Below are 14,885 nucleotides of genomic sequence, written 5' to 3'. Positions count from 1 at the left end.
TCGGCCGTCGCCTCGGCGCCCCACCGGCAGAGGGGCACCCCCCGGCACGCCGCGCCACCTCGCATATTGCGACGGAGCCATTAAACTAGTCCCTGTTGAGTGCGGGTACGCACGAGTAAGCGTCGGGTGCAGACGCACAGGCAATATCTGAAAGGCCTTGGATTGAAGACGGCAGAGATCAAACAACGCTGGTTGGACTACTTCGAAGCGAACGGGCACACCGTGGTCCCCTCGGCGTCGGTGATCAGCTCCGATCCGTCCATCCTGTTCAACATCGCGGGAATGGTGCAGTTCATTCCCTACCTGACAGGTCGTGAACCGGCACCGTTCAACCGCGCCACCAGTGTGCAGAAGTGTGTGCGCACCGGAGACATCGAAGAGGTCGGCAAGACGACCCGTCACGGCACGTTCTTCCAGATGAACGGCAACTTCTCGTTCGGCGACTACTTCAAGCGCGATGCCATCAAGTTCGCCTGGGGACTGCTGACGAACCCCGTCGCCGAGGGCGGGCTGGGCTTCGATCCGGACCTGCTGTGGGCGACGGTGCACGAGGACGATGCCGAGACCATCGACATGTGGCTCGAGGAGACCTCCGTTCCCCGGGAGCGCATCCAGCTGCGCGACAATGAAGACAACTTCTGGCATACCGGCCAGCCCGGCCCCGGAGGCTACTGCTCCGAGATCTACTTCGACCGCGGCCCCGCCTACGGCGTCGAGGGCGGACCGGTGGCCGACGAAGACCGGTATATCGAGATCTGGAATCTCGTGTTCATGGAGTTCGAACTCTCCGATGTCCGTTCGAAGGTCGATTTCGACATCGCCGGTGACCTGCCCGCGAAGAACATCGATACGGGTATGGGACTCGAACGTGTCGCCTTCCTGCTCCAGGGCGTGGAGAACATGTACGAGATCGACGAGGTCTACCCCGTCATCGAGGCCGCCAGCCGCTTGGCCGGTCGGAGCTACGGTGAAGACGAGCACGCCGATGTGCAGCTGCGCGTCGTCGCCGACCACGTCCGTTCGGCCCTGATCATCATCGGCGACGGAGTCCGCCCCGGCAACGAAGGCCGCGGATACATCCTCCGTCGTCTGCTTCGCCGTGCTGTGCGCGCCATGCGCCTGCTCGGAGTCAAGGAAGAGGTCCTGCCCGAGCTGCTGCCGGTATCCATGCAGGCCATGAAGCTGTCCTACCCCGAACTCGAAACCGACTTCGACCGGATCTCGCGGGTGGCCTTCGCCGAGGAGAAGGCGTTCCTGCGCACCCTCGAATCCGGCACCCAGCTGTTCACCAATGCCGCTCAGTCGGTCAGCGGTGGGGACAAGACCATCAGCGGAGACATCGCCTTCGCCCTCCACGACACCCACGGATTCCCCATCGACCTCACCCTCGAAATGGCCTCCGAGGCCGGGCTGAACGTCGATGAGGCCGGCTTCCGCGAGCTCATGGATCAGCAGCGGACCCGTGCCAAGGCCGATGCCAAGGCGAAAAAGGGCGGTGGCCACACCGACCTGTCCGCCTATTCGGCGCTGCTCGAGGACGGCACCAGCGAATTCGTCGGCTATGACCGGCTCGAAGCCGACTCCCGAGTCCGTGGGATCGTCACCGACGGTGTCGGGGCCGAGGTGCTCACCACCGGCCAGAGCGGGGACGTCGTCCTCGACCTCACCCCGTTCTACGCCGAGTCCGGCGGCCAGCGCGCCGATATCGGCCTCATCTCCGGGCATGGCTTCACCGCTCGCGTCACCGACGTGCAGAACCCGATCAAGGGTCTGCCCGCCCACCGCGTCGAGGTCATCGACGGGGAACTGCGCGTCGGCGACGAAGTCCTCGCCGCCGTCGACCACGACCACCGGTTCCAAGGTGCACAGGCCCATACCGCCACCCACCTCGTCCACGCTGCGCTGCGGGAGATCCTCGGCAGCCACGCCGTGCAGGCCGGATCACTCAACCAACCCGGATACATGCGCTTCGACTACTCGTTCCCCGAAGCCCCGAGCACCCAGATGCGGGCCGAGATCGAAGAGGTCGCGAACCTCGCGGTGCGCTCGAACTACGAGGTCGGCACCGAATACATGTCCTTCGATGATGCGAAGAAGTCCGGTGCCATGGCCCTCTTCGGCGAGAAGTACCCGAACGTGGTGCGCGTCGTCGACATCGGCGGACCCTTCTCCCGCGAACTCTGCGGGGGCACCCATGTCGGCGGCTCCGCCGAGGTCGGACCGATCTCCGTGCTCTCCGAAGCCTCCGTCGGCTCCGGAGTCCGCCGCATCGAGGCCTCCGTCGGCATGGACGCCTTCCGCTCTCTGGCTGCCGAACGGACCATCGTGTCCTCCTTGTCGGAGATGCTCAAGGTTCCCGGCACCGATGTCCCCTCCCGCGTCTCCGATCTGATGAGCAGGCTCAAGGACGCGGAGAAGGAGATCGCTCGGCTGGGCGCCCAACAGCTGCTGGCCTCGGCCGGGAAGTTCCTCGATGAGGCACAGACCGTGGGCCAGACGCTGTTCGTGCAGGCCGAACTCGGCGATATCGCCAACGCCGGAGACATCCGCACACTGGTGACCGACCTGCGCAACCGGGTCTCGGGCCGTCAGGCCGTGATCGTCGGCATCGGAGTCAGCAACGGCAAACCCGTCGTCGTCATCGCCACCACCGAGGCGGCCCGCGCCGCCGGTCTGCAGGCCGGCAGGCTCGTGTCGCTGGCCTGCGGCGAACTCGGCGGCGGAGGCGGCGGCAAGCCCGACCTCGCGCAGGGCGGAGGCAGCAGCCCCGCAGCGATCCCGTCCGCCATCGCGGCAGTCAAGGCAGCCATCCAGTGAGTTTCCGCCGAGGTCGCCGGCTGGGTCTCGACATCGGTTCGGTCCGGATCGGTGTCGCCGCCAGCGACCCCGACGGGATTCTGGCCACCCCGCTCACCGTCGTGCGTCGCACAGACGAACCGGCGGCGCTGAAACAGCTGCGCGACATCGTCGACGAGTACGAACCCATCGAACTCCTGGTGGGGGACCCGAAGTCGCTCGACGGGGCCGCGCGGGCCGCAGCCACCTCGGCGCTGGACTTCGCCCGCCGGATCTCCGCGGCCACCGGCACATCGGTCCGCCTCGTCGACGAACGATTCACCACGGTCGAAGCCCACCACGCTCTCGCCGCAGCCGGAAAGTCATCGCGCCAGCGACGCGAGATCGTCGACGCCCAAGCCGCCGTGATCATCCTCCAGAACGCCCTCGAGTACGAACACAACACCGGTGTCCCCGCCGGCCGTGAGATGCCCGACGAGGAGAACGACGAATGAGCCCGATCACCGAAGAATTCTCGTCCGACGAAGGACTGACCCGCGCGGAGGTCCGTGCGAAGAAGCGGCGCAGAATGATGCGCCGGCGCCGGACGACGACGATCGTGATCATCTGCGTCCTCGTCTTCAGCATCGGGGGATTCTTCGGTGTGCGCGCCGCCGGGGGAGTCTTCGAAGACCTGTTCGGACCCAAAGGCGACTATGAAGGTCAGGGAACGAACGAGGTGTCGATCGAAATCGCTCCCGGCTCCTCGGCGCGCACTGTGGCCAATCAGCTCGTCGAAGCCGGAGTGATCATGAACTCCGATCCCTTCCTCGACGAGGTCGAACGCCGTGATGCCACCATCCAGGCAGGAACGTGGACGATGCGGGAGAAGATGAGCTCGAAGGCCGCGGTCGAAGCGCTCATCAACCCCATCGCCCCGCCGAAGATCACGGTCGCCGAAGGCAAACAGGTCGAAGAGATCAAGGCGATCATGATCGAGTCGGGAATGAACGCCGACGAGGTCGACAAAGCCATCGACGACAAGACGCCGCAGGACTACGGACTCGACATCGAGGCCCCGAGCCTCGAAGGCTACCTCTACCCGGCGACGTACGACATGAACAAGCAGAAGACAGCCGAAGACATCGTCCAGAACATGGTCGATAAGACCGAGACCGAACTCGGCGAACTGGGGATCGAGAACAAGGACGCCAACCGCATCCTCACCCTGGCGAGCCTCGTGGAGAAGGAATCCCCGGGAGACTCCGAGGTGCGGTCGAAGGTGGCCCGGTCCTTCCTCAACCGCATCTCCGAGAAGTCTCAGACGGGAGGATTGCTCCAATCGGACGCGACCGTGGCCTATATCCACGGTGCCCGCTCCGACCTGACGACGACGAAGAAGGAACGCCAATCGGACTCGCCGTACAACACGTACAAGAAGAAGGGCCTGCCTCCCGGCCCGATCAACTCGCCGAGCCGAGGAGCTGTCGAAGCCGCGCTCGACCCCGCCGACGGTGATTGGCAGTTCTTCGTCGCAACGAACCCGGATACGGGGGAGACGAAGTTCGCCGACAACTACGAGGACCACAAGAAGAACGTCGAGATCTACCGCAAGTGGCTGCGCGAGCACAGCAAGGACGACGGATAGCCAGTGAGGATTGTCGCCGCGGTGCTCGGTTCACCGATCGCACATTCGAAGTCCCCGCTGCTCCATCGGGCCGCCTTCGCGGCCCTCGGCATGGCGTCCAGCGAATACTCCCGGTTCGAGCTCGGAGCCGATGACCTCGAGAGCTTCCTCGACTCCTCTCCCGACCACACCGGGTTCTCGCTGACGATGCCGCTGAAGGACCGGCTCGTCACCCTCGCCGCCGAACGCGGGTGGAGCGTCGATGAGACGGCTGCACTGACGGCCGCCGGCAATACCCTTGTCCGCCGCGACGGTCAGGTGCAGGTGACGAACACCGACGTCGAAGGCATCGTGCGTGCGATCTCTGCGCACACAGATGCGGAAGTCGCGAGTGCGGGAGCCGGCCGGGCGACGATCCTCGGGGCCGGAGCCACCGCCGCCTCGGCGCTCGTGGCCTGCCACGATCTCGGGATCACCCATGTGGACTTCCGCGTCCGCAGCCCCGACCGCGCCCGCCGGGTCCTCGACCTGGCCGAGCGCATCGGACTGACCGCCTCGGTGGGGGACCTGACCCGCCTCGGCGCGTCGAGGTTCGTCATCTCCACCCTGCCCGCCGAGGCGGCCCCCGACCCGGTCTGGGACGATTCGTTCACCGCCGGTGACATCGCCCTCGACGTCGCCTACGCCGGTGCTTCGACCTTCCTCGCCGCGGCCGCCGCCCACGGTCTGCGACCAGTGTCCGGAACCGCCATGCTCGTCGAACAGGCCGTCGCCCAGTTCGAGATGTTCCTCGGCGCGGCACGGGCGGCCGCGGGAGACGCCGAGGAAGGACTCGCGACCGACACACAGAAGCCGGGTCTGCGGGACCGCATCACCCACGCCATGTACTCGGCCCTGAGTGACCAGCATCCTTCGGCCCGGGCCTGAGGGAGTCGCCATGGTGGAGGTCGGGGTGATGCACGGGATGGTCATCGGCCTGACCGTACTCATCGCCGTGGCCGTCGGCCTGATGCTGGCGCGCACCCTGCGCACCTGGATCGCCGATGATGCTCACGCCGTCGTGCTCGAAGGTTCCCGCAGGAGTTTCGGACTCGTCATCGCCGGAACCCTCATCGCCGCGCTCGGCGGACTCGCCCTCCCCGTCGGCGAGGTGCTGACGACTCCGGCCGACCACATCGGCGCAGCACTCCTGCTGGGCTCGGTCGCCGGGGCCACCCCGTTCCTCGTGCACACCGACATCGTGGTCCGGCGCCTGCCTGATCGGATCGTCTGGCCGCTCATCGGCATCGGCGTCGTCACCGCTGTTCTCGCCTCGGTGCTGGGCGGCACGAGCGTGTGGTTCCTCGTCCTCTTCGCCGGGATCATCGCGACCATCTTCTTCGCCGGTGTGCACCTGCTGGGACGGGTCATGAACGCACGGACCATGGGCCTCGGCGACGTCAAACTCGCCTTCGTCGTGTTCTCCACCGCCGCTCTCTTCCAACCCTTCGCCGCGGTCCTCGTCCTCGTGGCGATGATGCTCATCAGCGGGATCTGGGCGCTCTTCGGCGCGATTCGAGCCGGTCGGGTGCGCGGGGTGACCATCGCTTTCGGACCCGCCATGCTATCCGGCATGTGGCTCGGGTGCCTGTTCGGTCCGATCCTTTTGTAGAATCGGTGGAATGTTGAGATGGCTGACTGCAGGCGAATCCCACGGCGAAGCGCTGACCGGGATCATTGAAGGGCTTCCCGCCCATGTACCGATCACCAGGGACGATATTCGAGCGAGCTTGGCTCGCCGCCGACTCGGCTATGGCCGCGGCGCACGAATGAAGTTCGAAGCCGACGAGGTGCGCCTCCTCGGCGGCGTCCGACACGGGGAGACCTTGGGCTCACCCGTGGCGATCGAGGTCGGCAACACCGAATGGCCGAAGTGGGAATCCGTGATGAGCCCGGACCCCGTCGACACGGCCGAGCTCGAGGGGCTGGCACGCAACGCCCCTCTGACCCGGCCGCGTCCGGGGCATGCCGATATCGTCGGCATGCAGAAATACGGTTTCGACGAGGCCCGCCCCGTGCTCGAACGCGCCTCGGCCCGGGAGACTGCGATGCGCGTGGCGCTGGGCACCGTGGCTGCGAATCTCCTCGCCGAACTGGGCATCACCCTCGTCTCCCACACCGTGGCCATCGGCGGCGCCGAACACGCCGCCGATGCGCTGCCGGAACTGCCGACTGCGGCCGACGTCGAGGCCCTGGACGCCGATCCGGTCCGCTGCTTCGACACCGAACTCTCGGCGGCGATGGTGACCGAGATCGACGCGGCGAAGAAGTCCGGGGACACGCTCGGCGGAGTCGTCGAAGTCCTCGCCTACGATCTTCCTCCGGGACTCGGCTCCCACGTCCACTGGGACCGTCGCCTCGACTCCCGCCTGGCCGGCGCCCTCATGGGCATCCAGGCGATCAAGGGAGTCGAGGTCGGGGACGGGTTCCTCACCACGAAGCGTCCCGGCTCGAAGGCTCACGACGAACTCGCCGTCGGCGACGACGGGTTCCGCCGCACGAGCAACCGTGCCGGCGGCACCGAGGGCGGAATGTCCACGGGCGGTCCGCTGCGTGTGCGGGCGGGGATGAAGCCGATCGCCACCGTCCCGCGCGCCCTGGCCACCGTCGACATCGAAACCGGTGAAGCCGCGAAGGCGAACCACCAGCGCTCCGACGTCTGCGCAGTGCCCGCCTCCGGGGTCGTGGCCGAGGCCATGGTGGCGCTGGTGCTCGCCGAGGCGGTCATCGAGAAGTTCGGCGGAGACTCGGTTGCCGAGACCAAGCGGAACCTGGACGCCTATGTCGCGGCCATTCCGGAGAACCTCCGCATCGGGCAATGAACCACACCCCGCTGCCCAAACCGGTTCCACCCCTGGAACCGGTGCCTGCTGCGCTCTCGCGCATCGTGCTCTCCGGCCCGCCGGCGGCAGGGAAATCGACGATCGGCCGGCTGCTCGCCGACAGGCTCGCCCTGCCGCTGACGGATACGGACGCGAACATCGTCGACCAGTACGGGGTCATCTCGGAGATCTTCGTCGAGCGCGGCGAAGACCATTTCCGACGGATCGAACGGGAGGTCGTGCGCAGAGCGCTGCGTCGTCTGCTCGATCGGCCGGGCATCGTGTCGCTGGGCGGAGGAGCGATCCTCAACCCCGGCACCCGGGCACAGCTGAAACATCCGGCGATCAAGGTCGTGCACATCGATATCGATGTCGACACCGTGGCGCAGAGGCTCACCGCCCCGCATCGGCCGCTGCTGCGCGGCGCCGGAAGCGCGGTGGAGAACTGGCTGGCGCTGGTCAACGAACGCGAACCGCTGTACGAACAGGTTGCGACCTTCCGGGTGCTGGCCTCGAACTCACCGCCGTCGACGGTCGTCAACCGGGTCGTCGACGTCCTCACTGGCCTGCAGCGAGCCGAGGAGTACGCGAAGTATGCGAACCCGGACGACGAAGGACCCCGAGACGAGGACTGAGCTCAGACCCGGCGGTGAGACTCCCGGTCAGACGTTTCGCCGCCGGGCGCCTGTGAGGGCTAGGCTGGGTCCGGTCGGTGGATTCGATGCCTCCACTCAGTGCACCCACCACCCGAACAGCGCTTGAGAGAAGACGATGAACGATCAGGAAGACGGACGAATGAGCCTCACACGCATCAATGTGGAAGCCGGCGGGAACTATCCCGTCCTCGTCGGCCAGGGACTGCTCGGCGAACTGCCCGAGCTGCTCGGAAACCGCGTGGAGAAGGTCCTCGTCATCCATCCCCGGGCCCTGCGCACCACCGGTGAGACCGTCCGCGACGACCTCGCAGCCGCCGGCCTCGAGGCCGTGGCCGCGGAGATCCCCGACGCCGAAGAGGCCAAGCACGTCCAGGTCGCGGCCTTCTGCTGGCAGGTCCTCGGCCAGTCCGACTTCACCCGCACCGATGCCGTCGTCACCGTCGGCGGAGGAGCCGTGAGCGACCTCGGCGGGTTCGTCGCCGCCACCTGGCTGCGCGGAATCAAGGTCATCCACATTCCCACGACGGTCCTCGGCATGGTCGACGCCTCCGTCGGCGGCAAAACCGGAATCAACACCGCCGAAGGCAAGAACCTCGTCGGGTTCTTCCACGCCCCCGCCGGAGTCCTCGTCGACCTGGACACACTGGGGACGCTGCCGGAGAACGAACTGTTCACCGGCCTCGCCGAGGTGGTCAAGACCGGATTCATCGCCGACCCCGAGATCCTCGAGCTCGTCTCGAACCATTCGAAGGATGAGATCGCCGATGTGCACGGGCCCGTGCTGCGCGAACTCATCGAACGCTCCATCCGGGTCAAAGCCGATGTCGTCTCCAACGATTTCAAGGAGTCCGGACGCCGGGAGATCCTCAACTACGGCCACACGCTGGGACATGCGATCGAACACAAGGAGCGCTACCAGTGGCGCCACGGTGCCGCGGTATCCGTGGGCATGGTCTTCGCCGCCGAGGTGGCCTCGATGATCAAGAGCCTGCCCTATGAAGTCGTCGACCTCCATCGCGAGCTGCTCGGCAAGCTCGGACTGCCCGTCGGCTACCGCTCCGATGTGTGGCCGCAGCTGCTGGACACGATGAAGAGGGACAAGAAGTCCCGCGGGGCGATGCTGCGGATGGTGCTGCTGTCCGGCATCGGCGAACCCAGCACCGTCGAGATCCCCGATGCCTCGATCCTCTTCACCGCCTACCAGGAGATCGGCGAGGATTCGCCGACAGTTCCCCTCGGCATCAGCCTCGGCTGAGTCCACTCGGATGGAAGCCTCCCGCTGGGCTTGCTAGACTTGCCCAGTGGCGCGTTCGTCGACCCCGCACCTCGGGGCGGACAGGCGCGCCTTGCCGACTGCGATCACCGTTGGGTGATCAGGACTGAACCGAAGAAGGACGAATTAGTGGCGACAACGAACGACCTGAAGAACGGCCTTGTGCTCAACCTCGACAACCAGCTGTGGCAGGTGCTGGAGTTCCAGCACGTCAAGCCCGGCAAGGGGCCGGCGTTCGTTCGCACCAAACTCAAGAGCGTGACGAGCGGCAAGATCATCGACAAGACCTTCAACGCCGGCACCAAGGTCGAGACCGCGAACGTCGACCGCCGCGATATGCAGTACCTCTACCACGACGGCACCGACTACGTGTTCATGGACTCCGAGGACTACGACCAGGTCACCATCTCCACGGAGCTCGTCGGTGATGCTGCGAACTACATGCTCGAGAACCAGGAGCTGCAGATCTCCTTCCACGAAGGCACCCCGCTGTCGGTGGAGATGCCGCCCTCGGTCGAGCTGACCATCACCCACACCGAACCCGGCCTGCAGGGCGACCGTTCCACCGGCGGTTCGAAGCCGGCGACTCTCGAGACCGGCTACGAGATCCAGGTGCCCCTGTTCCTCGAAGAGGGCACCAAGGTCAAGGTGGACACCCGCAGCGGCGACTACCTCGGACGCGTCAAGTAAGTGGCATCGGCACGCACCCGAGCCCGTCGCCGGGCTCTTGAGCTGCTCTTCGAAGCCGGGCAGCGCCGATTGGCCATGGACGAACTCGTCACCATGCGGTCGAACGATCCCGACTACCCGATGAAGGAATACGCGGTCGAGATCGTCAGAGGCATCACCGAGAAGCAGGCGGAGATCGACGAGATCATCTCCACCTACGCGCAGGGCTGGACCCTGGATCGGATGCCGGCCGTCGACCGGTCGCTGTTGGAGATCGGAACCTGGGAGATGCTGTTCAACGACGAGGTCCCCGACAAGGTGGCCATCGACGAAGCAGTGTCCCTGGCTAGGCAGTTCTCCACAGATGACTCACCCGGTTTCGTCTCCGGCCTGCTCTCACGCATCCTCGACGTCAAACCGACACTCATCTGAGTCGGCGGGTCCGCAGTTCGGACCCGCCCGTCGGTGGGCGCTCCACCGGGTCTACAATCGAATCGAACCACTCCTTTAACCACCGTCCAGAGAGGCGGAGAAGGGGAAATATGACACAGCGAACAGTGCTGGACGCCCCCGATATCTCGCGGGCGATCACCCGCATCGCTCACGAGATCATCGAATCCAATAAGGGCAGCGACGACCTCGTCCTCCTCGGCATCCCACGCCGCGGAGTCCCGCTGGCCGACCGGCTCGCCGAGGCGATCGCCTCGATCGCAGGAAGACCGGAGACCGCAGTCGAACTGGCCGGCAGCCTCGACATCACGATGTACCGCGATGACCTGCGCGGCGGCTCCTACCGGGCACCGGAGCCCACCTCCATCCCGAGTGCGGGAATCGACGCGAAGACCGTCGTCCTCGTCGACGATGTGCTCTTCTCCGGACGCACCATCCGCGCCGGGCTCGATGCTCTCGCCGATGTCGGCCGTCCTGCCAAAGTCCGTCTCGCCGTCCTCGTCGACCGCGGCCACCGCGACCTGCCCATCCGCGCCGACCATGTGGGCAAGAACCTGCCGACGTCGAGCAGCGAACGAGTCAACGTCTCCCTGACCGAAATCGACGGAGACGATGCCGTGACCATCTCCGGAGGTCGCGAATGAAGCATCTGCTCGACACCGCCGCGCTCAGCCGTGAGGACGCCATCGCCATCCTCGACATCGCCGAAGAGATGACTCTCGTCTCGCAGCGCGAAGTCAAGAAGCTGCCCGTGCTGCGCGGACGCACCGTGGTCAACCTGTTCTTCGAAGACTCCACCCGCACACGACTGTCCTTCGAAGCCGCCGCCAAACGGCTGTCGGCGGATGTGCTCAACTTCTCCGCCAAAGGTTCGTCCGTGTCGAAGGGCGAGAGCCTCCAGGACACCATCCAGACGATCTCGGCCATGGGCGCCGACGCCATCGTCGTCCGCCACTCCGGGGCCGGGACCGCCCATCGCCTCGCCCACACCGGGTGGATCGACGTCCCCGTCGTCAACGCCGGAGACGGCACGCATGAACACCCCACCCAGGCCCTGCTCGACGCGTTCACCCTGCGCCGGGCACTGGCCGGAGTCCCCGCCTCGGGGCCGGTGACCGGGGGACCGCGTGGTCAGGGACTCGACGGCGCGAAGGTCGCCATCGTCGGCGATATCCTGCACTCCCGGGTGGCCCGGTCGAATGTCCACCTGCTTGCCCGCCTCGGTGCGGACGTCCACCTCATCGCCCCACCCACCCTGCTGCCCTGGGGAGTCGACGACTGGCCGGTGACCGTTCACTTCGACTTCGATGCGGCACTGAGCACCGAGGACTTCGCGGCGGTGATGATGCTGCGGGTCCAGCAGGAGCGGATGGAAGAATCCTTCTTCCCCAACGAACGCGAATACGCGCGTCTGTGGGGACTGAGCGCGGCCCGACTGGCCACACTGCCCGAGTCGACCTTCATCATGCACCCGGGCCCCATGAACCGCGGTTTCGAAATCTCCGCTGATGCAGCGGACTCACCCCGCGCCCTCGTCCTCGACCAAGTCGAGAACGGAGTGAGCGTGCGCATGGCGGTCCTCTACCGTCTGCTGACCGGTCAGGAGGAGACCAATGACTGATTACCTCATCCGCGGTGCCGATGTGCTCGGACGCGGCGTCGCCGACATCGCGATTCGGCACGGCCGCATCGTCGACCCCGAACTGCTGGCCGCGGGCGACTGCGAGGCCGTCGATGCCGCAGGCCTCGTGGCCCTGCCGGGACTCGTCGACATGCACACTCACCTGCGCGAACCCGGCAAGGAGGATGCCGAGACCGTCCTCACCGGGTCCCGGTCGGCGGCCTCCGGCGGGTTCACCTGCGTCCACGCGATGGCCAACACCGCGCCTGTGGCCGACACCGCCGGCGTCGTCGAACAGGTGCACCGGCTGGGCCGCGCCGCCGGATTCACCGAGGTCGTTCCCGTCGGCGCCGTGACCACGGGACTCGAAGGTCGGCAGCTGGCCGAACTGGGTGCCATGGCACGCTCGGGTGCCCGTGTGCGGATGTTCTCCGACGACGGCATCTGCGTCTCCGATCCGCTGCTCATGCGCCGCGCCCTGGAATACGTCAAGACCTTCGACGGGATCATCGCCCAACATGCCCAGGAACCGCGCCTGACCGAAGGCGCGCAGATGAACGAGGGAACGGTCTCGGCCGAACTCGGACTGCCCGGCTGGCCCGCCGTCGCCGAGGAGTCGATCATCGCCCGCGATGTGCTCCTGGCCGAACACGTCGGATCCCGACTGCACATCTGCCATGTCTCGACCGCCGGCAGCGTCGATCTCATCCGCTGGGCCAAGGCCCGCGGGATCGCCGTGACCGCCGAGGTGACTCCGCACCATCTCATGCTCACCGACGAACTCGTGCGCACCTTCGACCCCGTGTTCAAGGTCAATCCGCCGCTGCGCACCGATCGGGACGTGCAGGCGCTCCGGGCTGCCCTGGCCGACGGCACGATCGACGTCGTCGGCACCGACCACGCCCCACACACCGCCGAGCACAAGTGCAGCGAATGGACCGCCGCGGCCATGGGCATGGTGGGTATGGAATCCGCTCTGTCCATCGTCGTCGCCGCCATGGCCGACCACGATTTCGACTTCGGCGATGTGGCCCGTGTGATGTCCTCGGCTCCGGCCCGCATCACCGGAGCCTCCGGGCACGGCAGCCTCGAGATCGGTGCGAGCGCGAACATCGTCCTCGTCGACCCGACCGCACCGCACCGCATCGAACCCGCCGACCACGCCACGAAGGGACGCAACAATCCCTTCGCCGGCGTCGAAGTGACCGCACAGGTCACCGACACCTTCTTCTACGGCCACCGGGTACTGGCCGCAGGGGCACTCACCACACCCCACCCGGCAGGAGCAACATGGACCGAACAGTAGGCACACTCATCGTCGCCGCAGTCATCCTCCTCGTGATCGTCGCGATCGCATGGGGATGGAGCCGACGCAAACGGGCACAGGCGGAAGTCGTCACCCCGCCGAAGCCCCATCTGGGCATCAAGCCCGTGTCCGATCCCGTCGAAGGCTCCTATGTGTCGACGACGAAGGCCGGACATCCGCTCGAACGTGTCGCCGTCCACGGTCTGGGCATCCGCACCACCGGGGAACTCGTCGTCACCGACGGGGGAGTGATCATGGACCTGGCCGGCCGCGAGGACTTCCTCATCCCGCGCCGCGACATCGTCTCCGTGGACACCACGAACGGGATGATCGGCAAATTCGTCGAACGCGGAGGCATCATCCGCATCACCTGGCACCTCGGCGACACCCTCGTCGACACGGGATTCCGTGCCCGCTACGCCGCATCCACCACCCCCACCGTCGACCGCATCCGCGAAATGATCGAAGAGGCACAATGAGCTTTTCCACCATCCCCGCCGTTCTCGTCCTCGAAGACGGACGGACCTTCCACGGATCCGCTTACGGACACGTTGGCGAGACCACCGGCGAGGCCGTGTTCGTCACTGCCATGTCCGGCTACCAGGAGACGCTGACCGACCCGTCCTACCACCGGCAGATCGTCATCCAGGCCGCTCCGCACATCGGCAACACCGGCATCAACCGCACCGATGACGAATCCGCCCGGATCTGGGCGGCCGGCTATGTCGTCCGTGACGCCTCCCGGATCTCGTCGAACTGGCGGGCCGAAGGCGACCTCGTCGACTGGCTGACCGAGTCCGGGATCGTCGGCATCTCCGATGTCGACACCCGAGCCCTGACCCGGCATCTGCGCGACAAGGGCGCCATGCGAGTCGGCATCTTCTCCGGCCCCGCCGCCGAGGCGTCCGAGTCCGAACTCCTCGCCCGTGTCCTCGCCTCACCGCAGATGGCCGGAGCCAACCTCGTCGACGAAGTCTCGATCACCGAACCCACGCTCATCCCCGCCCGCGGGGAGAAGAGGTTCAGCGTCGCCGCTGTCGATCTCGGCATCAAATCGATGACACCGCAGCGACTGACCGAACGCGGAATCGACGTCCACCTGCTGCCGTCGACGATCAGCGTCGAAGAGATCCAGGCCCTGGGCGTCGACGGAGTCTTCTTCTCCAATGGTCCCGGCGACCCCGCCGCCGCAGACGACCAAGTCGAACTGCTGCGTGCCGTGCTCGACTCAGGCTTGCCGTTCTTCGGAATCTGCTTCGGCAACCAGCTGCTCGGTCGGGCCTTGGGCTTCGGCACCTATAAGCTGCCCTTCGGCCACCGCGGGATCAACGTGCCCGTCATGGACCGGGCCACCGGCAAGGTCGAGATCACCTCGCAGAACCACGGCTTCGCCGTCGACGCTCCGCTTCAGGGAGAGACCATCGCCCCGCACACGGCCGACTACGGCCGCGTGACCGTCTCCCATGTGTGCCTCAACGACGATGTCGTCGAAGGACTCTCCTGCCTCGACATTCCCGCCTTCTCCGTCCAATTCCACCCCGAGGCTGCGGCCGGCCCGCATGATTCGAGCTACCTGTTCGATCGCTTCGTCGATCTCATGTCCGCTTCCCAGGCCGATTCGGCTGCCCAGGCCTAAGGAGAACACCC

Annotated in this window: 15 protein-coding genes; all 15 read left to right on the top strand. The window is 66.4% G+C overall.

The window, feature by feature from the left end; translation table 11 throughout:
* The first annotated feature begins 162 nt into the window (after positions 1-162).
* The 15 genes from alaS (at position 163) to carA (ending at position 14,874) form a co-directional block, all read left to right on the top strand.
* Positions 163-2,817, top strand: coding sequence for an alanine--tRNA ligase (gene alaS, locus EB835_RS05110; RefSeq protein ID WP_135808395.1), 2,655 nt, complete (start codon positions 163-165; stop codon positions 2,815-2,817).
* Positions 2,814-3,290: a Holliday junction resolvase RuvX gene (ruvX, locus tag EB835_RS05105; RefSeq protein ID WP_135808394.1), complete on the top strand. Its 477-nt coding sequence runs from the start codon at positions 2,814-2,816 to the stop codon at positions 3,288-3,290. Before alaS ends, ruvX begins: the two co-directional genes overlap by 4 nt.
* Complete coding sequence (mltG, locus tag EB835_RS05100) at positions 3,287-4,423, top strand: endolytic transglycosylase MltG (protein ID WP_135808393.1); 1,137 nt, start codon at positions 3,287-3,289, stop codon at positions 4,421-4,423. Before ruvX ends, mltG begins: the two co-directional genes overlap by 4 nt.
* 3 nt (positions 4,424-4,426) lie before the next feature.
* Positions 4,427-5,329 (top strand): shikimate dehydrogenase family protein, encoded by a 903-nt coding sequence (locus EB835_RS05095; protein WP_135808392.1) that lies wholly within the window; start codon positions 4,427-4,429, stop codon positions 5,327-5,329.
* A 10-nt stretch (positions 5,330-5,339) separates the two neighbouring features.
* On the top strand, positions 5,340-6,053 hold the full coding sequence (locus EB835_RS05090) for a prepilin peptidase (protein ID WP_135808391.1): 714 nt from the start codon (positions 5,340-5,342) through the stop codon (positions 6,051-6,053).
* A gap of 10 nt (positions 6,054-6,063) precedes the next feature.
* Entirely contained in the window at positions 6,064-7,263 is a 1,200-nt protein-coding gene (gene aroC / locus EB835_RS05085; protein WP_135808390.1) for a chorismate synthase, read from the top strand.
* Positions 7,260-7,898 carry a shikimate kinase gene (locus EB835_RS05080; protein WP_135808389.1) on the top strand — a complete coding sequence of 213 codons (639 nt, stop codon included), beginning with the start codon at positions 7,260-7,262 and terminating at the stop codon, positions 7,896-7,898. Before aroC ends, EB835_RS05080 begins: the two co-directional genes overlap by 4 nt.
* A gap of 160 nt (positions 7,899-8,058) precedes the next feature.
* Entirely contained in the window at positions 8,059-9,174 is a 1,116-nt protein-coding gene (gene aroB, locus EB835_RS05075) for a 3-dehydroquinate synthase (RefSeq protein ID WP_135808462.1), read from the top strand.
* 147 nt (positions 9,175-9,321) lie between these two features.
* Positions 9,322-9,882, top strand: coding sequence for an elongation factor P (efp, locus tag EB835_RS05070; RefSeq protein ID WP_135808388.1), 561 nt, complete (start codon positions 9,322-9,324; stop codon positions 9,880-9,882).
* Positions 9,883-10,293: a transcription antitermination factor NusB gene (gene nusB / locus EB835_RS05065; RefSeq protein WP_135808387.1), complete on the top strand. Its 411-nt coding sequence runs from the start codon at positions 9,883-9,885 to the stop codon at positions 10,291-10,293.
* A 110-nt stretch (positions 10,294-10,403) separates the two neighbouring features.
* Complete coding sequence (gene pyrR / locus EB835_RS05060) at positions 10,404-10,955, top strand: bifunctional pyr operon transcriptional regulator/uracil phosphoribosyltransferase PyrR (protein ID WP_135808386.1); 552 nt, start codon at positions 10,404-10,406, stop codon at positions 10,953-10,955.
* Complete coding sequence (locus tag EB835_RS05055) at positions 10,952-11,932, top strand: aspartate carbamoyltransferase catalytic subunit (RefSeq protein ID WP_135808385.1); 981 nt, start codon at positions 10,952-10,954, stop codon at positions 11,930-11,932. The genes pyrR and EB835_RS05055 overlap by 4 nt, the downstream gene beginning before the upstream one ends.
* Complete coding sequence (locus tag EB835_RS05050) at positions 11,925-13,238, top strand: dihydroorotase (protein ID WP_135808384.1); 1,314 nt, start codon at positions 11,925-11,927, stop codon at positions 13,236-13,238. The genes EB835_RS05055 and EB835_RS05050 overlap by 8 nt, the downstream gene beginning before the upstream one ends.
* Entirely contained in the window at positions 13,223-13,717 is a 495-nt protein-coding gene (locus EB835_RS05045; protein ID WP_135808383.1) for a PH-like domain-containing protein, read from the top strand. The genes EB835_RS05050 and EB835_RS05045 overlap by 16 nt, the downstream gene beginning before the upstream one ends.
* Positions 13,714-14,874 carry a glutamine-hydrolyzing carbamoyl-phosphate synthase small subunit gene (carA, locus tag EB835_RS05040; protein WP_135808382.1) on the top strand — a complete coding sequence of 387 codons (1,161 nt, stop codon included), beginning with the start codon at positions 13,714-13,716 and terminating at the stop codon, positions 14,872-14,874. The genes EB835_RS05045 and carA overlap by 4 nt, the downstream gene beginning before the upstream one ends.
* The last annotated feature ends 11 nt before the right edge of the window (positions 14,875-14,885 follow it).

This window comes from Brevibacterium sp. S22 (genome assembly GCF_004745485.1).
GTDB lineage: Bacteria > Actinomycetota > Actinomycetes > Actinomycetales > Brevibacteriaceae > Brevibacterium.
Note: the sequence above shows the minus strand (reverse complement) of the source record. Positions and strands in the feature narration are given on the sequence as shown.